A 17547-nucleotide genomic window follows, 5' to 3' on the forward strand; every position below is an offset into this window, starting at 1 on the left:
GCCGTGCGAAGGCAGGCCGCGCGAACTGCGATCGGGCCGATGGCCCTGGTGGCGGCGGAACAGTACCGACCCGTGCCCGAACGCCTGGTCCAGGACGGGTTGGCCCGCAGGCTGCTCCCCGGCGCGGCCCGGTGGCTCGCGGCATCGACGCGGTGGCGTCCGATCGGCGACTTGCTGATCAGGGTGACCGAAGGGAAGGGGCGCGGACTGACCGCCAGCCTGCTGTGCCGGAAGCGCTATGTCGACGACACCCTCCAGGAGGCGCTGGTGGCCGGGATCGAGGCCGTCGTCGTCCTCGGCGCCGGCCTGGACACGCTGGCGTACCGGCACCCGGAGTTGCAGCGCTGTCGGGTCTTCGAGGTGGACCTGCCCGAGAACATCGCGTACAAGCGGGCCAGGCTCACCGCCGTGTTCGGTCGCGTGCCCCACCACGTCAGTCTGGTGCCGATCGACCTCGACTCCGCGGACCTCATGGAGGTCCTCGCAGCCCACGGTTACGAGCCGGCGTGGAAGGCGTTCTTCTCGTGGGAGGGCGTGACCCAGTACCTCAGCGAGGATGGCGTTCGAAGGACACTGTCGGCACTCGCGAGTGCCGCCGCCGGAAGCCGGCTCGTATTCACCTTCGTCCGCAGGGACTTCCTGGACGGCTTGCACTTCTACGCCGCGGAGCCGGCGTACCAGGAGTTCTGCGTCAGGAGGCGGTTGTGGCGGTTCGGCCTCGCCCCGGAGGGGGTCGGCGCCTTCCTCGCGGAGTACGGCTGGCGGGAGGTCGAACAGCTCTCCGGGATGTGCCTACGCGCCCGCTACGTCGAGCCGACCGGACGCGCGCTGCCGGTCTCGGAGATCGAGCGATCCGTGCACGCCGAGAAGCTGTGACGTCGTCGGGACCCGGATCCTTTGGGAGAGGAAGGCCTATGGAAGGTCTCGACGGCGGGGTGGAACGCGAGACGGCGGTGGCGCGACTCGACGCGGGGGTGGTGGAGTACCGGCTGGAGCGACGTGGCGAGACGTCCGTGCTGGTGTTCCACGGTGGTCACATGCGGGCCGGGCTCCCCTTGGGCGAGGAGGTCTTCGCGGAACTCGGGTGCACGGTGCTGGTGCCGTCCCGCCCCGGATACGGGCGGACGCCCGTCGGCACCGGCAGATCTCCGGCCGGGTTCGCCGATGCCAGCCGGGAGTTGTGCCGCCACCTCGGCATCGAAGGCGTGGACGCCGTGGTGGGCGTCTCGGCGGGAGGACGGACCGCGATGGCGATGGCCGCGCGGCACCCGGAGCTTGTCCGACGGCTGATCCTGCAGAGTTCGGTGGGTTTCCTGCCCTGGCCGGACCCGCGTACTCGGCTGATGGCTTCCGTCGCCTTCAACCCGGTGACCGAACGCGCGACGTGGGCGGCCGTGGCAGCCATGATGCGCCACGTGCCCGCGCTCGGCCTCCGGACGCTGGTGGGTGACCTGTCCAGCGAACCGGTGAACGTCGCTTTCGCGAGTCTCGGCACCGAGCATCGGGACCTGCTGCGTTGGCTGTTCTCCCGGATGCGGTCGGGGCGGGGTTTCCTGAACGACCTTCGCCAGGTCGGTGCTGACGGGCTGGAGATCAGCCAGCCGACGCTGGTCGTCGCGAGTCGCAAGGACGGCTCCGTGCCGTTCGCGCACGCCGAGTCGCTCGTCGGACGGATTCCGAACGCCGTGCTGGTGGCGAGTGAGGCAGCGAGCCACTTCATCTGGCTGGGCAGCGACTATCCCGCCATCGCCGAGCGGATCTCGCGCTTCGTAGCGTCGTGACGGTTGGACGCGGCGAGGAATTTACCTGGTTGGGAGTTTCTTGGGATTCCCTCCGTGCCCGCCCGATCACAAGATGCGGCGGGTTTGTAATTGCAAACATATTGCGACAAGAATGGGCCCTCGACATCTCGCGGTCGCCCGGCCGCGGCGTCGAGGAGGGATCTTCGTGCACATCCCGGACGGCTACCTGAGCCCGCAGACCAGTGCGGTGTTCACCGTGGCGATGGTCCCGATGTGGTGGCAGTCCGCGCGCCGGGTGCGCCGGGTGGTCAAGAGCCGTTACGTCCCGCTCCTCGCCCTGGGCGCGGCGTTCTCGTTCGTGATCATGATGTTCAACGTCCCGATCCCGGACGGCACGACGGCCCACGCCGTCGGGGGCGGGTTGATCGCGATCTTGCTGGGGCCCTGGGCGGGCTGCGTCGCGGTGTCGATCGCCCTGCTGATCCAGGCGCTGTTCTTCGGCGACGGGGGAGTGCTGGTCTTTCCCGCCAACGCGTTCAACATGGCCGTGGTGTTGCCGTTCGTGGCGTACGGCGTCTACCGCCTGCTGTCGCGCAACGCCGCCTTGACGTCGCGGCGGCGGATCGTGGCGGGCGCGGTCGGCGCCTACGTCGGTCTCAACGCCGCCGCGCTGGCGGCCGCGGTGGAGTTCGGGCTCCAGCCCGACCTGTTCCACCGTGCTGACGGGATGCCGTTGTACGCGCCGTTCCACCTGGCGCAGACGATCCCCGCGATGATGCTCGCGCACCTCGTCGTGGCCGGGGTGGTGGAGGCGATCCTCACCGCCGGCGTCGTCGCCTACCTCCAACGCGCCAACGTCCCGTTGCTACGGATCAACGCGCCGGACGTCCCGCTGACCGACGCGGAGGTCCGGCGTCGCCCGGTCAGTCCGGTGAAGGCCGGTCTCGCGACCCTGGTGATCTTCGCGGTCGTGAGCCCGCTGGGGCTGCTCGCGCCGGGCGGTGCCTTCGGTGAGGACGCGCCCGAAGATCTGGACCTCGCGAAGTACCACCTGTCCGCGGTGCCCACCGGCCTCGCGAAGTACACCGACTTCTGGGGCCACACGCTGCTGCCCGGTTACGGGAACGGCGGCGCGTGGCAGTACATCCTGTCCGCCGTCGTGGGCATGGCGGTGATCGCGGCCCTGGTCGCCGCCCTCGCGTGGGGCCTGCGCAGGCTGCGCGGTGGCGAGGTGGAGGCACGTGACCTCGACGAGCCGGAGCGGGTGGCGGACGGCCAGGAGACGTTGTCGAAGTGAGTGCCGTGACCGAGGCCAGGTCGCCTGGGACCACACCACAGTGGTTGCTGCGAGGAGAGCTCGCGCTGTGCCCGTGTGGCTGCATCGGCAAACGTCGCAAGGGCAGCTTCGTGGCCAAGACGCTCACCGGCCTGGCAGGAGTCGTCGGCCAGGCGATCTTCAGCGAGGACGTGGCGGGCCGCAAGGGCCTGTTGCAGCGGATCGACCCGCGCGTCAAGCTCGTCACGACGCTGGTGCTTCTCGTCGCGGTGGCGTTCCTGCGCCAGCTTCCGCTGCTCGCGCTCGCCTACGTGGGCACCGTCGCCCTCGCCGCGGGGTCAGGGCTGTCGGTCGGCTTCTTTCTCAAGCGGGTCTGGCTGTTCGTCCCGATCTTCACCGGCATCGTGGTGGCGCCGGCCACCCTGTCGATCGTCACCCATGGCGAGGTGATTCTCCCGCTGTGGCACTGGCACGGCCACGTCGAGGGCATCACCGCGCAGGGCCTGCACGGAGCCGCTCTGATCATCCTCCGGGTGGCGACGTCGGTGTCGCTGGTCGTCCTGTTGACGTTGACGACGCCGTGGGTGCGGCTGCTGGCCGGGCTCCGCGCGCTCGGTGTACCCCGGATGTTCGTCCTCACCATCGGCATTGCCTACCGCTACCTGTTCCTGCTCCTCGACTCGGTGGACGACATGTACACCGCCCGCAAGGCACGCACGCTCGGTCCGGAGACCGACGTCCGGGAAGGGCGGCGCTTCGTGGCCGCCGGCGCGGGAGCGTTGTTCGGTCGCGCCCACCAACTGTCCGTCGAGGTCCACCAGGCGATGACCGCCCGCGGGTACGTCGGAAACGCCCGCACCCTGGAACGCTTCCAGGTCGCCGGAGTCGACCTGGCCTGGTCGGTCGTCGTGGTGGCGGTCGCGGCCGCCCTGCTGCTCGTCGACCACGGAATGGGAGCCTGACCCGGTGCCGCACGACCGTCACCCCGCCGATCACCCCGCCGACCAGGCCGCCGAGCACGGCGAGCCGCTCTTTCACTGCCGCGATCTGCGGCACGCCTACCTCGGCCGGTTCACCGCGCTGGACGGCGTCGACCTGCGGGTACGCCGCGGTGAGACGGTCGCTCTCCTGGGTGCCAACGGGTGTGGCAAGTCCACCTTGCTCAAGGTCCTGGACGGGCTGCTCTTCCCCGACTCGGGGACGTTCACGGCGTTCGGTGAGACGGTGACCGAGGACAAGCTGGAGGACGAGCAGTTCAACCGGGGCTTCCGGTCGCGGGTGGGTTTCGTCTTCCAACACTCCGACGCGCAGGTGTTCTCGCCCAGCGTCCGGGAGGAGATCGCCTTCGGCTGTCTCCAGCTCGGGCTGAGCACCGAGGAGACGCGGGCGCGCGTCGACGACGTGCTGGCGATGCTCGACATCGAGGATCTGGCCGACCGGGCACCCTTCCAGCTCTCCGGCGGGCAGAAGAAGCGCGTGGCGCTCGGCTCGGTGTTGGTGATGAACCCCGAGGTGCTGCTCTTCGACGAGCCGACGGCGGCGCTCGACCCGAGGACGCAGTTCTGGCTGATCGAGCTGATCGGTGAGTTGCACGCGGTGGGCAAGACGATCGTCCTCGCCACCCACGACCTGGACGCGCTGCGGGAAACGGCCGACCGTTGCGTCGTCTTCTCCGAGGAACACCAAGTGGTCGCCGACGGCCCCACCGACGAGATCCTGCTCGACCGGCAGCTGCTGCTGGATGTCAACCTCGTCCACCCACGCAGCCACCTCGACGTCGGCGCCCAGGGCGGCTGAGGTCGCGTGACCGCCAAGCCTGTCCACGTGACCGGTAGAGTGCGCGTCCGTCCCCTCCCGCGCGCCCGAGGTGTCCCGCAGTGAGCTCCGCACCACCCGCACCCACACCGGTGCCGCCCACGGTGCCGCCCACGGTGACGGTCGTCGGGATCGGGGCTGACGGCTGGGACGGACTCGCGGCGACCTCGCGGGCGGCGCTCCACGACGCGGAGGTGCTGGTCGGTGGCGCTCGGCAGCTCGCCCTGCTTCCCGCGTCGTGTCCCGGCGAGCGGGTGACCTGGCCGACTCCGCTGCGACCCGCCGTACCCAGGATCCTCACCGCGCACGCCGGACGCCGGATCGCCGTCCTGGCCAGCGGCGACCCCATGTTCTACGGCATCGGGCGGGCTCTGTGCGACGTGGCCGGGGCCGACGCGGTGCGCGTCCTGCCCCATCCGTCCTCGGTGTCCTACGCCTGCGCGCGGCTCGGCTGGGCGGTCGAGGACATCGAGGTCGTCACCCTCGTCGGCCGACCGATCGCGGGTCTCGCCGCCGGCCTACACGAGGGGCGGCGGCTCCTGGTGCTCAGTGCCGGCGCGGCCACCCCGGCGCAGGTCGCGGCCCTGTTGTGCGAGCACGGCTTCGGGCCGAGCCGGATGCGGGTCCTCGAACAGCTCGGCGGCGCGCGGGAACGCCACGTCGACGCGACGGCGCAGGACTGGGCAACGCCACCCGATGATCTGCCGCACGTCGTCGATCCGCTGAACGTCGTCGCGGTCGAGTGTCGACGCGCACCCGGTGCCCGCCGACTGGGCGCCGTACCCGGCCTGCCCGACGACGCGTACGAGCACGACGGCCAGCTCACCAAGCGGCACGTCCGCGCGGCGACCCTCGCGGCGCTCGCGCCCGCACCCGGTGAGCTCCTGTGGGACGTCGGCGGGGGCGCCGGATCCATCGCGATCGAGTGGATGCGCACCCACCGGTCCTGTCGCGCCGTCACCGTCGAACGCGATTCGAGCCGCTCCGAACGCATCGTCCGCAACGCCGTACGGCTCGGCGTTCCGACCCTGCAGGTGGTCACCGGGTCGGCGCCGGACGCGCTCGCGGACCTTGCGGCGCCGGACGCCGTGTTCGTCGGCGGAGGACTGACCGTCCCCGGTGTGCTGGAGGCCTGCTGGGACGCCCTGCCCGCCGGCGGACGGCTGGTGGCCAACACCGTGACGCTGGAGTCCGAGGCGCTGCTCGCGCGGTGGTACCACCGCCACGGTGGGGAGCTGGTACGCCTCGCGGTCGCGCATGCCGCACCGGTCGGCGGGTTCACCGGCTGGCGGCAGGCCATGCCGGTCACCCAGTGGGCCGTCCGCAAGGACCCGGACCGCGCGGCCCACCCGGACCACACCCCCGCGGGAGTCGACGGATGACTGTGTACTTCATCGGCGCCGGTCCCGGCGCCGCGGACCTGATCACGGTGCGCGGCGCGCGGACGCTCGCCAGGTGCCAGGTGTGCCTGTACGCCGGCAGCCTTGTCCCCGTGGAGCTGCTCGCGGAGTGTCCACCGGGCGCGCACCTGGTCGACACCGCCCAGCTCGACCTCGACCAGATCACCGCGGAGCTCGTCCGGGCGCACGAGGAGGGCCACGACGTGGCCCGGCTGCACTCCGGCGACCCGTCGGTCTTCAGCGCCGTCGCCGAACAGATGCGCCGGTTGGACGCGGCAGGGGTGCCGTACGAGGTGGTGCCGGGGGTGCCGGCGTTCGCCGCCGCCGCGGCCGCCCTGAAGCGGGAGCTGACCGTCCCGACGGTCGGTCAGACGGTCATCCTCACCCGCGTCGCGGCCCGCGCCACCCCGATGCCGGACGGCGAGGACCTCGCCACCCTCGGCCGGAGCGGGGCACTGCTGGTCCTGCATCTGGCCGCGAGGTACGTCGACCGGGTGGTGGAGGAGTTGGTGCCCCACTACGGAGCCGACTGCCCGGCCGCCGTGGTCGCCTACGCGAGCCGCCCCGAGGAGGTCGTCCTGCGCGGTCCGCTCGGTCACATCGCGGAGCAGACGAAGGCCGCGGGCATCCTCCGCACCGCGGTCATCATGGTCGGCCGGTCACTCGGGGCGGAACAGTTCCGCGACAGCCACCTCTACTCACCGCAGCGGGAGCGGTCAGCTCCTTGAGGGATCGCGTCTCACCGTGCCCGCGGGGGAGGAGTGGCCCGGCTGGGTTCGCTGCGACCGACGATGCCGCCGGCGCGGTCGACGCAGATCACGTCGACGGTGACCGGCGCGCCGCGAAGCACCCGAAGGGCCTCGTCCCGCGCGGCCACGGCCACGACGTCGCCGAGCGGCACGCCACGCGCGACGCAGAGCTGGAGCGCGGCGAGCCCGGTGTTGGCGTCGGCGACCTCCGCCGCCAGCGCCTCCTCGGCGCCGGCCTCCCGCGCGAGCCTCGCCAGGAAGCCCTTGTCGACCTGGGAACGCGCGGAGTGCAGGTCGAGGTGGCCGGCGGCGAGTTTGGACAGCTTCGCGAACCCGCCACAGATGGTCAACCGGTCGACCGGGTGCCGGCGGACGTACTTGAGCACCGCACCGGCGAAATCACCCATGTCGAGAAGGGCGTCCTCGGGCAGGTCGTACTCCGCGACGGCGGTCCGCTCCGAGGTCGAGCCGGTACAGCCCGCCACATGGGTGCGCCCGGCCGCGCGCGCGACGTCGACGCCGCGGCGGATCGAGTCGATCCAGGCCGAGCAGGAGTACGGCACCACGACGCCCGTCGTGCCCAGGATGGACAGCCCGCCGAGGATGCCGAGCCGGGGGTTCCAGGTGGACCGGGCGATCTCCTCGCCGTTGTCGACCGAGATGGTGATCTCGACGTCGCCACCGCCGTCGTGGCGCTTGGCCACCGCCGCCACGTGGTCGCGCATCAGCTGCCGGGGAACGGGGTTGATGGCGGGCTCTCCGACGTCCAGAGGCAGGCCCGGTTTGGTGACGGTGCCGACCCCTGGTCCGGCGCGGAAGACGACACCCGCGCCGGGCGGCAGTAGGCGGACCGTGGCCCGGACCAGCGCGCCGTGGGTGACGTCCGGATCGTCACCGGCGTCCTTGACGACGCCCGCTGTCGCCTGCCCGTCGAGGAGTTCCTCCACCGCCAGCGCGAACGCGGGGGTCTGGCCCTGCGGCAGGGTGATGCTGACCGGGTCGGGGAACTCACCGGTCAGCAGCGCGGTGTAGGCCGCCGTGGTGGCCGCGGTCGCGCAGGCACCGGTGGTCCAGCCCGGTCGCAGCCCGGTGTGCTTGAGTTGGGCGCTGCGCCCACCGGCCTCACTCACGGCCTCACCCACGGCCTCACCCACGGAAGGCTCGCATGTCCATGCCGTCGCCTCGCCATGTGCTGATCCTCGGCGGGACGACCGAGGCGCGCCGGCTCGCGGAGATCCTGCACCCCGCGCGTGCCGGGGATGCGGGGTGCGAGCGCCCGCTGCCCGGCGTACGGGTCACGACGTCGCTCGCGGGACGCGTCTCCCGGCCGACCCTGCCCCCGGGGGACGTCCGGGTCGGAGGGTTCGGCGGCGCGGACGGCCTGGCCCAGTGGCTGCGCGAGCACCACGTGGACGCGCTCATCGACGCCACTCATCCTTTCGCGGGGACGATCAGTTTCAACGCGGTCTCGGCCGCCGACTCCGCCCATGTTCCCCTGTTGGCTCTGCGTCGACCCGGCTGGGTCCCGGTCGCCGGCGACGACTGGCACGGTGTCGCGTCCCTGGAGGAGGCGGCCGGCGTCCTTCCCGATCTCGGCTCCCGCGTGTTCCTCACCACCGGCCGGACGGGGCTCGCCGCCTTCGCCCACCTCACCCGGCAGTGGTTCCTGGTGCGGTCGGTGGAGGCCCCTGGGGGGCCGCGGCCACCGCGCACGGAGGTGCTGCTCACGCGCGGACCGTTCACCCTGGCCGGCGAACGCGAGGTGCTGCGGACGTACGGCATCGACGTCCTGGTCACCAAGGACAGCGGCGGAGCGGCCACCGCACCCAAGCTGGCCGCGGCCCGAGAGGCTGGGATCCCGGTCGTCGTCGTACGCCGGCCGGCCACGCCCGAGGGTGTGGCGGTGGTGGCCGACCCGGACGAGGCGGTGGCCTGGCTGGTCCGGCGCCTTTCTCAGGCCTGCGGATAGCGGCGCGGAGTCCAGACGATCTCCGCGCCGTCGCCCCGGCGTACGGTCCGGGTCTTCGACGAGCCGACGATCAGGATCGTGCGCATGTCGATCTCCGCCGGGTCGAGGTCGGCGAGCCGGACGACGCGGACGCTCTCCTCCGCGCCGCCGACGTCGCGACCCACCACGACCGGTGTGTCCGGCGCCCGGTGTTCGAGCAGCAGTTCGCGGGTCTTGCCGACCTGCCAGGTGCGGCTTCGCGACCCCGGGTTGTAGAGCGCGAGGACCAGGTCGGCCGCCGCGGCGGCGTGCAGCCGCTCCGCGATGACCTCCCAGGGCTTGAGCCGGTCGGAGAGGGAGATCGCGGCGTAGTCGTGGCCGAGCGGCGCGCCCGCGCGGGCGGCCGCGGCATTGGCGGCGGTGACGCCGGGAAGGACCCGCACCGGTACGTCGAGGTACGGCTCCCGGGAGGCGGCCTCGAGCACCGCCGTCGCCATCGCGAACACACCCGGGTCCCCGCCGGACACGACGGCCACCCGGCGCCCGCGTCGAGCCAGGTCGAGCGCGAACTCCGCGCGCTCCGCCTCCACCCGGTTGTCCGAGCCGTGGCGCCCCTGGCCCGGGCGGACGGGCACGCGGTCGAGGTAGGTCTGGTAGCCCACGAGGTCGTCGGCGGCGGCCAGGGCGCCTCGCGTCTCCGGGGTGAGCCAGCGCGGACCCGCCGGGCCGGTACCGACCACGACGACCTCGCCGCGAGTGCCGTTCGCCGTCCCGGCCCGGGTCACCTGAATCTCGTCCGTGGCGCCCGGACGCGAGGAGTCCCGGTCACCGGTCCGACTGGGCAGCACCGCCACCGAGAAGTACGGCACGGTCTCGGCGTCGGTCTCGGCCAACGGACCCGTCCGCTCGCCCGCCATCGTCGCGCGCTCGACGTAGTGGGCCTCGTCGAGCCGACCGGCCCGTTCGACCGCCCGGCGTACGGCGGGGAAGGTGCGGCCGAGCTTCATCACCACGGCGGCGTCGGTCCCGTCCAGCCGGGCGAGGAGTTCCTCCTCGGGCAGCGTCCCCGGGAGGATCGTCAGCACCTCCTCGCCCTCGGCCAGCGGCGTTCCGAGCCGGGCCGCGGCGGCGCTCACGGACGTGACGCCCGGGATCACCTCGGTCGGGTAGCGGTCGGCCAGTCGTTTGTGCATGTGCATGTACGAGCCGTAGAAGAGCGGGTCACCCTCGGCGATCACCGCGACGGTGCGGCCGGCGTCGAGATGGGCCGCGAGTCGCGCCGCGGCCTCGGCGTAGAACTCCTCGATCGCTCCCCGGTAACCGCCGGGATGGTCGGTGGCCTCCGTCGTGACGGGATAGACCAGCGCCTCCTCGAGGTGGTCGGGGCGGATGTGCTTCGCCGCGATCGAGCGCGCGATGGACCGGCCGTGCCGGGCGCTGTGGTAGGCGATCACGTCCGCCGCGGCGATGACCTCGACCGCGCGGAGGGTCATCAGGGCGGGGTCGCCCGGCCCCAGACCGACGCCGTACAGCCGGCCCGGCTGCCGTTCGCTCACTCTTCCTCGCTCGCGATCGCGTTGATCGCCGCCACCGCGATGGCACTGCCACCCCGGCGGCCGCGCACGACCAGGTGGTCCAGCCTCGACGGGTGCGCGACGAGGGCGTCCTTGGACTCGGCGGCTCCGACGAAGCCCACGGGTACGCCGATCACGGCCGCGGGCCGCGGCGCCCCGTCCTCGATGAGTTCGAGGAGCCGGAACAGTGCGGTGGGCGCGTTGCCGACGGCGACGACCGCGCCGTCGAGGTGTTCGCGCCACAGTTCCAGCGCCGCCGCGGTGCGGGTGGTGCCGAGCTTCGCCGCGAGTGCGGGTACGGCGGGATCGGCGAGCGTACACACGACGTCGTTGCCGGCGGGCAGCCGTCGGCGGGTCACCCCGCTGGCCACCATGGAGACGTCGCACAGGATGGGCGCGCCGGACCGCAGCGCCTCGCGGGCGCGCGTCACGACGTTCGGCGTCCAGGCGAGATCCTGGACCAGGTCGACCATGCCACAGGCGTGGATCATCCGGACCGCGACCTGGCTGACGTCGGGTGGCAGCGTCGCGAGGTCGGCCTCGGCACGGATGGTGGCGAAGGACTGGCGGTAGATCGCCGCACCGTCCTTCTCGTACTCGAACACTCTGCTCACACTCTTCCCACTCACCGTGGTGACCTCATCGACACGTCCGGACGCACGGCCGTCCGCGCTGCCGCCACCGTAGCCGCGAGGTCGGCGGGCGCGACGAGGGCCGTGCCCAGGCGTTCGCCGTGAACGGTCACGTCGTAGCCCGCTCCGGTCGCGACCACATCGACCCATTCGCCGCGCGGATGCCCGCAGCGGCGTTCGCAGCCGGACCAGTACACGGGCAGCCCACCCCCGGTGCCGTCTGCGCCTGCGCCGCTGGTGCCCCCGGTGACACCGGTGCCGTCTGCGCCGCCGATGCCACCGAGTGTCGCGGCGACGTCGGAGCGTACGTCCGCCAGCGACCTGGCGCAGCCCGGTCGGCCGATGCACGCGCCGACGCCGGTCCAGGGGGACTCCGGGATCGTGACGAGTCCGTCGTCAGAACGTCCCGACGGTCCGGCGAGTTCGGCCATCCGCTCCCGGGCGGTGGCGGGAGACAGGCCGGGAACGAGGACGCCCCGCCAGGGCGTGAGGCGTACCTCGCCGGCTCCGTCGTCGGCGGCGACAGACGCGAGCCGGAGCCACCGTGACGCGCTGAGCCGGCCGAGGGGCGCCAGGACCGACAGGGTGGCGGTCCCGTCGGGGGCGGGGACGATGCCGGGCGCCGGCCCAGCCGACCCGTTCGACCCAGCCGGTTCGGCCACCTCGGGGAGGTCCGCGGCGACCGCGGTGGCGACGTGCGCGTCGACGCCGTGGGTCCGGAGAGCCCGCCGCACCTCGGCCGCCAGCGGTGCCGGGTCCGGGACCTCGTGCCAACGCCAGACCCTGGTCCCACTCGCACTGGCGGCGGCGAGGAAGGCCTCGGCTGCCAGCAGGGCGGCCAGGGGCGCCGCGTCGCCAGGCACCGCGATCGCCGCCGGGTTCGACCCGAGGCGGAGCAGCGCCACTCCGGCGTCGGACGCGAGGAGAGTCACGTCGGGGTCGAGTGCGGCGACGTCGCCACGCCCGTCGTCCACGGCGAAGAGGAAGCGCCCCGACAGGCGCGTCGCCGGCGCGCTGGCGCACACCAGACGGTCGAGTTCGCGGACCCAGGGCCGGACGTCGCCGCGTCCCCGGCCGTCCAGGCCGGACAGCGGGCTCGCGACGATGTTGCGGGCGCGGTCGTGCTGGGGCGAGGGGAGCAGGTCGGAGGTGCTCAGCAGGTCGGCGAGTTCGGCGCCGCACCCCTCCGCCAGCCCGCGTACCTGCACGTTGCCACGCGAGGTGAGGTGCAGTTCACCGTCACCGAGTCGTCGCGCGAGATCGGCCAGCGTCCGCGCCTGCCGCACGGTGAGGATGCCCCCGGGAACACGGATCCGGGCGAGCGCTCCGTCGTCGGCGGAGTGCAGCCGCAGGGAGCCCGGACACGCGTCACCACGGTCCCGGACGGGAGCGTCCCGGCCGGCGGGAGTGGTGGAGCCGGGATCGGAGGACACGACCGGCGAGCATACCGAGCCACACCGGCGACGGCGTGGCGTCCGGTCTCGCCCCTACTATGTTCCTGCGCGGGCCAGTTGGCCCGCCATCGCCAGCGACGGCGACATGGGAGGAAGCCCGGTGCGAATCCGGCGCGGTCCCGCCACTGTGAGCCCGGCAGCAGCCGGGTGAGTCAGGAACTCCCGCCGTCCTCCACCGCCCGGGGCGTGGACACCCCGAGGAAGGCCAGAAGTTCGCATGATCCTGCTCCTGTCGACGTCCGACACCGACCTCCTCAGCGCCCGCGCCGCCCAGGGCCCGGTGACCTACCGCTTCGCCAATCCCGCCCGCCTCGCACTCGCGGACCTGCCGGCCCTCCTGGACGGCGCGCACCTGGTCGTCGTACGACTGCTCGGCGGGATCCGCGCCTGGCAGGAAGGGCTCGACGTCCTGCTCGCGGACGGCCGCCCGGTCGTCGTCCTCACCGGTGAACAGGCGCCCGACGCCCAGTTGATGGAGGCGTCGACGGTTCCGATCGGCATCGCCGCCGAGGCGCACGCCTACCTCGCCCACGGCGGGCCGGCCAACCTGGAGCAGCTCGCGAGGTTCCTCTCCGACACCGTCCTGCTCACCGGCCACGGCTTCGAGCCGCCGACACCCGCCCCGACCTGGGGCCGGCTGGAGCGTCCGGAGCCCGACGTCGACGGGCCGACCGTCGCGGTCCTGTACTACCGCGCGCATCACATGAGCGGGAACACCGCGTTCGTCGACGCGTTGTGCGCCGCGATCGAGGACGCCGGTGGGCGTGCGCTGCCGCTGTACGTCGCGTCGCTGCGGACGCCGGAGCCCGCGCTCGTCGAGGCGCTCGGTGCCGCCGACGCCATCGTCACGACGGTGCTCGCGGCGGGTGGTACCCGGCCGGCCGAGGCGTCCGCGGGTGGTGACGACGAGTCGTGGGACGCCGGCGCGCTCACCGGCCTGGACGTACCGATCCTGCAGGCCCTGTGTCTCACCGGCTCGCGCGCCGCGTGGGAGGCCAGTGACGAGGGCGTCTCACCGCTCGACGCCGCGAGCCAGATCGCGGTGCCGGAGTTCGACGGCCGGCTGATCACCGTGCCGTTCTCGTTCAAGGAGATCGACGAGGACGGGCTCCCGTCCTACGTCGCCGACCCGGAGCGCACGGCCCGCGTCGCCGGGATCGCCGTCCGCCACGCGCGCCTGCGGCACGTCCCGGCTGCGCGGAAGCGGCTGGCGCTGGTCCTCTCGGCGTACCCGACCAAGCACTCCCGGATCGGCAACGCGGTCGGCCTGGACACCCCGGCGAGCGCCGTCGCGCTGCTGCGCAGGCTCGTGAAGGAGGGCTACGACTTCGGTACGGAGGAGGTCCCGGGCCTCGACTCCGGCGACGGCGACGAACTCGTTCGCGCGCTGATCGAGGCGGGCGGCCACGACCAGGCCTGGCTCACCGAGGAGCAACTGGCTCGCAACCCCGTCCGGATCGCGGCGGCCGACTACCGGCGGTGGTACGCCACCCTGCCCGCGCAGCTACGCGCGGCGGTGGAGGAGCACTGGGGTCCGGCACCGGGGGAGATGTTCGTCGACCGCAGTGCCAATCCCGACGGCGACATCGTGCTCGCCGCCCTGCGCCGCGGAAACCTGCTCGTTGTCATCCAGCCACCGCGGGGCTTCGGCGAGAACCCGATCGCGATCTACCACGATCCCGACCTCCCGCCCTCGCACCACTACCTCGCCGCCTACCGCTGGATCGCCGCGCCCGAGTCGGACGGCGGCTTCGGCGCGGACGCCATGGTGCACCTGGGCAAGCACGGCAACCTCGAGTGGCTGCCCGGCAAGAACGCCGGCCTGTCCGCCGCCTGCGGGCCGGACGCCGCCCTCGGTGACCTGCCCCTCGTCTATCCCTTCCTCGTCAACGACCCGGGTGAGGGAACCCAGGCCAAGCGACGCGCGCACGCCACCCTCGTCGACCACCTCGTCCCACCGATGGCCCGCGCGGAGTCCTACGGCGACATCGCCCGGCTGGAACAACTCCTGGACGAGCACGCCCAGATCGCCGCCATGGACCCGGGGAAGCTCCCCGCGATCCGGGCCCAGATCTGGACCCTGATCCAGGCGGCCCGCCTCGACCACGACCTGGGACTCGCGGAGCGCCCGGGCGACGACGGGTTCGACGACTTCCTCCTGCACGTCGACGGCTGGCTCTGCGAGGTCAAGGACGCGCAGATCCGCGACGGCCTGCACGTGCTCGGCAACCCGCCGACCGGTGCCGATCGCGTCAACCTCGTGTTGGCGATCCTGCGCGCCCGCCAGATCTGGGGCGGCACGACCGCGCTGCCCGGCCTGCGGGAGGCACTCGGCCTGGACGAGTCCGAGGCCAGCCGCGTCTGCGTCGACGAGGCGGAGGAGCGTGCCCGAGCGCTGGTCCAGGCGATGGAGGACGCCGACTGGGACCCGGCCGCGGTCGCCTCCGTCAGCGCGGACCAACCCGCGGGGGTGGCCGACATCCTCGACTTCGCCGCCCGCGAGGTCGTCCCGCGGCTCGCCGCCACGGTCGACGAACTCGACCACACCGTGCACGCCTTGGACGGCGGTTTCGTCCCGGCCGGCCCGTCCGGTTCGCCCCTGCGCGGCCTGGTCAACGTGCTGCCGACCGGCCGCAACTTCTACTCCGTCGACCCCAAGGCCGTCCCGTCCCGGCTCGCCTGGGAGACCGGCCAGGCGCTCGCCGACTCCCTCCTCGAGCGGTACCGCGCCGACCACGGCGACTGGCCCACCTCCGTCGGGCTGTCGTTGTGGGGGACGAGTGCGATGCGGACCTCCGGGGACGACGTGGCGGAGGCCCTCGCGCTGCTCGGGATCCGCCCGGTCTGGGACGACGCCTCCCGGCGCGTCACCGGCCTCGAACCCGTCCCGTTCGAGGAGTTGGGCCGGCCCCGGATCGACGTCACGCTGCGCGTCTCCGGCTTCTTCCGCGACGCGTTCCCGCACACCATCGGCCTGCTCGACGACGCCGTACGCCTCGCCGCGGCGCTGGACGAACCCGCCGACCACAACCACGTACGCGCCCACACCCAGGCCGACCTCGCCCAGCACGGTGACGAACGCTGGGCCACCACCCGCATCTTCGGCTCCCGCCCCGGCACCTACGGCGCGGGCCTGCTGCAGCTCATCGACTCCCGCGACTGGCGTACCGACGCCGACCTCGCCGAGGTCTACACGGTGTGGGGCGGCTACGCCTACGGCCGCGACCTCGACGGCAGGCCGGCCCGGGAGGAGATGGAGACGGCGTACCGCCGGATCGCCGTCGCGGCCAAGAACACCGACACCCGCGAGCACGACATCGCCGACTCCGACGACTACTTCCAGTACCACGGCGGCATGGTGGCCACCGTCCGCGCGCTGCGTGGCAGCGCTCCCGAGGCCTACATCGGCGACTCGACCCGGCCGGAGACGGTCCGCACCCGCACGCTCGTCGAGGAGACCTCCCGGGTCTTCCGGGCCCGAGTCGTGAACCCGCGCTGGATCGAGGCGATGCGCCGGCACGGGTACAAGGGCGCGTTCGAACTCGCCGCGACCGTCGACTACCTGTTCGGCTACGACGCCACCACGGGCGTGATCGCGGACTGGATGTACGACAAGCTCACCCAGACCTACGTCCTCGACCCGCAGAACCGCGCGTTCCTCGAGCAGGCGAACCCCTGGGCCCTGCACGGCATCGCCGAACGCCTGCTCGAGGCCGAGTCGCGCGGCATGTGGGCCGAGCCCGACCCGAAGGTGATCGACGCGCTCCGGCAGGTGTTCCTGGAGACCGAGGGCGACCTGGAGGGCGGTGACTGACCGGCGGGTCGACGGGCGACCGAGGCCGGCGACCGGGTGGCGGCGTATGGGGGCTGGAGACCGCTGGGAACACCTGGCCGCCCAGATGAGCAGGGTGACGGTGCCGCGCAGGGACCTCCTCATCGCGGCACTGGTGCTCGCCGTGCTGTGGGTGCCGCCCATCATCGCGGCCGGTGGCTGGGTCCGGGCCTGCACCGGGATCGTGCTGGCCGCCCTGACCGGCGCCGCGCTCGTGCTCACCAGGCGAGCACCCGTCGTGACGACCGCGGTGGTCGCGGCCACGACCCTGGTGGGTACGGCCGCCGGTGTCTGCCAGGACCCGATGCTCGCCACCGCCTGGTGTCTCTACCTGGTGGCCGTGGAACGCGGCCCGCACGCGCGGGCCCTGGTCATCACGCTGGTCGGCGTACTCGCGGGACTCGCCGCGGCGACCGCGGTCTCGCCCGGCCTCGGCACGCGGGTGGTCATGGCCACGGCCGCGTTGTGTCTGGCGTGGCTGGTCGGTACCGCCGTCGGTCGCCAGGTAGCTTCCGCGCGGGAGGCGGAGCGGATGCGGGTGCAGTTGAACATGGCTCGTGACATGCACGACGTCGTGGGGCACGCGCTCGGGGTGATCGCCGCCGAGGCCGGCGTGACCCGGGGACTGCCGGACGCGCCCGAGGCCGAGCTGCGCGGGGCCCTCGCCGACATCGAGTCGCACGCCCGGGACGCCCTCGAGGAGGTGCAGGGTCTGGTGCGTACTCTGCGAGATCCCGGACCCGGGCTGAGCGGGCTGCCCGCGATCATCGCGACCACCCGCGCCGCCGGGGTCGCCGTGCACGCCCGGCTGGAACCGCACGGCCCGGTCGACGCCGAGGTCGGCGCGGCGGTGGTGCGGATCGCGCAGGAGGCGCTGAGCAACGTGGTGCGGCACGCCCCGGAGGCGCGCTGCACGGTCGAGTTGTGGGAGAGCGAGGACACCATCGCTCTGCGGGTACGCGACAGCGGCGCGCCGGGGACGGCGCCGGTCGCCCCCGGTACGGGGTACGGCCTGCGCGGCATGCGGGAACGCGCCGCGGCCCTGGGCGGCACGGTGGCGTGGGGCGGCACCGCGGCGGGCGGCTTCGAGGTCGAGGCGCGGCTACCGATGCGAAGGAGCTGACG

Annotated in this window: 14 protein-coding genes and 1 riboswitch; of the genes, 10 read left to right on the forward strand and 4 right to left on the reverse strand. The window is 73.0% G+C overall.

Going from position 1 to position 17547, the window contains the following annotated elements; genetic code table 11:
- Positions 1 to 3 precede the first annotated feature (3 nt).
- From HEB94_RS19460 to cobM, 7 genes are all read left to right on the forward strand, one after another.
- On the forward strand, positions 4 to 876 hold the full coding sequence (locus HEB94_RS19460; protein ID WP_192751216.1) for an SAM-dependent methyltransferase: 873 nt from the start codon (positions 4 to 6) through the stop codon (positions 874 to 876).
- Positions 877 to 914: 38 nt separating this feature from the next.
- Positions 915 to 1781 (forward strand): alpha/beta fold hydrolase, encoded by an 867-nt coding sequence (locus HEB94_RS19465; RefSeq protein WP_192751217.1) that lies wholly within the window; start codon positions 915 to 917, stop codon positions 1779 to 1781.
- 166 nt (positions 1782 to 1947) lie between these two features.
- Positions 1948 to 3039 carry a cobalt transporter CbiM gene (gene cbiM / locus HEB94_RS19470; RefSeq protein WP_192751218.1) on the forward strand — a complete coding sequence of 364 codons (1092 nt, stop codon included), beginning with the start codon at positions 1948 to 1950 and terminating at the stop codon, positions 3037 to 3039.
- Complete coding sequence (cbiQ, locus tag HEB94_RS19475) at positions 3036 to 3980, forward strand: cobalt ECF transporter T component CbiQ (RefSeq protein WP_192751219.1); 945 nt, start codon at positions 3036 to 3038, stop codon at positions 3978 to 3980. Before cbiM ends, cbiQ begins: the two co-directional genes overlap by 4 nt.
- Positions 3981 to 3984: 4 nt before the next feature.
- On the forward strand, positions 3985 to 4815 hold the full coding sequence (locus HEB94_RS19480; protein WP_192751220.1) for an ATP-binding cassette domain-containing protein: 831 nt from the start codon (positions 3985 to 3987) through the stop codon (positions 4813 to 4815).
- Positions 4816 to 4895: 80 nt separating this feature from the next.
- Positions 4896 to 6215: a precorrin-6y C5,15-methyltransferase (decarboxylating) subunit CbiE gene (gene cbiE, locus HEB94_RS53625; protein ID WP_337917808.1), complete on the forward strand. Its 1320-nt coding sequence runs from the start codon at positions 4896 to 4898 to the stop codon at positions 6213 to 6215.
- A complete protein-coding gene (gene cobM, locus HEB94_RS19490; protein ID WP_192751221.1) occupies positions 6212 to 6961 on the forward strand; it encodes a precorrin-4 C(11)-methyltransferase in 750 nt (249 codons plus the stop codon). Before cbiE ends, cobM begins: the two co-directional genes overlap by 4 nt.
- Before the next feature lie 11 nt (positions 6962 to 6972).
- Here the strand turns inward: cobM and HEB94_RS19495 are convergent, their stop codons facing one another.
- Complete coding sequence (locus HEB94_RS19495) at positions 6973 to 8124, reverse strand: cobalt-precorrin-5B (C(1))-methyltransferase (protein WP_337917809.1); 1152 nt, start codon at positions 8122 to 8124, stop codon at positions 6973 to 6975.
- Positions 8125 to 8147: 23 nt separating this feature from the next.
- Between HEB94_RS19495 and HEB94_RS19500 the strand changes: the two genes are divergently transcribed.
- On the forward strand, positions 8148 to 8951 hold the full coding sequence (locus HEB94_RS19500; protein ID WP_238361573.1) for a cobalt-precorrin-6A reductase: 804 nt from the start codon (positions 8148 to 8150) through the stop codon (positions 8949 to 8951).
- Here the strand turns inward: HEB94_RS19500 and HEB94_RS53630 are convergent.
- The 3 genes from HEB94_RS53630 to HEB94_RS19515 are packed head-to-tail and all read right to left on the reverse strand — an operon-like array spanning position 8936 to position 12569.
- Positions 8936 to 10486: a precorrin-2 C(20)-methyltransferase gene (locus HEB94_RS53630; RefSeq protein WP_192751222.1), complete on the reverse strand. Its 1551-nt coding sequence runs from the start codon at positions 10484 to 10486 to the stop codon at positions 8936 to 8938. The genes HEB94_RS19500 and HEB94_RS53630 overlap by 16 nt on opposite strands.
- Positions 10483 to 11133 (reverse strand): precorrin-8X methylmutase, encoded by a 651-nt coding sequence (locus HEB94_RS19510; protein WP_202897943.1) that lies wholly within the window; start codon positions 11131 to 11133, stop codon positions 10483 to 10485. Before HEB94_RS19510 ends, HEB94_RS53630 begins: the two co-directional genes overlap by 4 nt.
- A complete protein-coding gene (locus tag HEB94_RS19515) occupies positions 11130 to 12569 on the reverse strand; it encodes a nitrite/sulfite reductase (RefSeq protein ID WP_192751223.1) in 1440 nt (479 codons plus the stop codon). The genes HEB94_RS19510 and HEB94_RS19515 overlap by 4 nt, the downstream gene beginning before the upstream one ends.
- 89 nt (positions 12570 to 12658) lie before the next feature.
- Positions 12659 to 12752: riboswitch (cobalamin riboswitch) on the forward strand.
- Between the two features lie 55 nt (positions 12753 to 12807).
- Between HEB94_RS19515 and cobN the strand changes: the two genes are divergently transcribed.
- Both cobN and HEB94_RS19525 read left to right on the forward strand, forming a co-directional pair.
- Positions 12808 to 16404 carry a cobaltochelatase subunit CobN gene (gene cobN, locus HEB94_RS19520; RefSeq protein WP_192751224.1) on the forward strand — a complete coding sequence of 1199 codons (3597 nt, stop codon included), beginning with the start codon at positions 12808 to 12810 and terminating at the stop codon, positions 16402 to 16404.
- Between the two features lie 46 nt (positions 16405 to 16450).
- Positions 16451 to 17545 (forward strand): sensor histidine kinase, encoded by a 1095-nt coding sequence (locus HEB94_RS19525; RefSeq protein WP_192751225.1) that lies wholly within the window; start codon positions 16451 to 16453, stop codon positions 17543 to 17545.
- Positions 17546 to 17547: the final 2 nt, after the last annotated feature.

The organism is Actinopolymorpha pittospori (assembly GCF_014873875.1).
In the GTDB taxonomy this organism is placed as follows: Bacteria; Actinomycetota; Actinomycetes; order Propionibacteriales; family Actinopolymorphaceae; genus Actinopolymorpha; species Actinopolymorpha pittospori.

Bases quoted from the DNA above. Each gene is read 5' to 3' on its own strand.
- cobN (WP_192751224.1), top strand. From the start codon at position 12,808: ATGATCCTGCTCCTGTCGACGTCCGACACCGACCTCCTCAGCGCCCGC.
- HEB94_RS19525 (WP_192751225.1), top strand. From the start codon at position 16,451: ATGGGGGCTGGAGACCGCTGGGAACACCTGGCCGCCCAGATGAGCAGG.
- HEB94_RS19500 (WP_238361573.1), top strand. From the start codon at position 8,148: ATGTCCATGCCGTCGCCTCGCCATGTGCTGATCCTCGGCGGGACGACC.
- HEB94_RS19465 (WP_192751217.1), top strand. From the start codon at position 915: ATGGAAGGTCTCGACGGCGGGGTGGAACGCGAGACGGCGGTGGCGCGA.
- cobM (WP_192751221.1), top strand. From the start codon at position 6,212: ATGACTGTGTACTTCATCGGCGCCGGTCCCGGCGCCGCGGACCTGATC.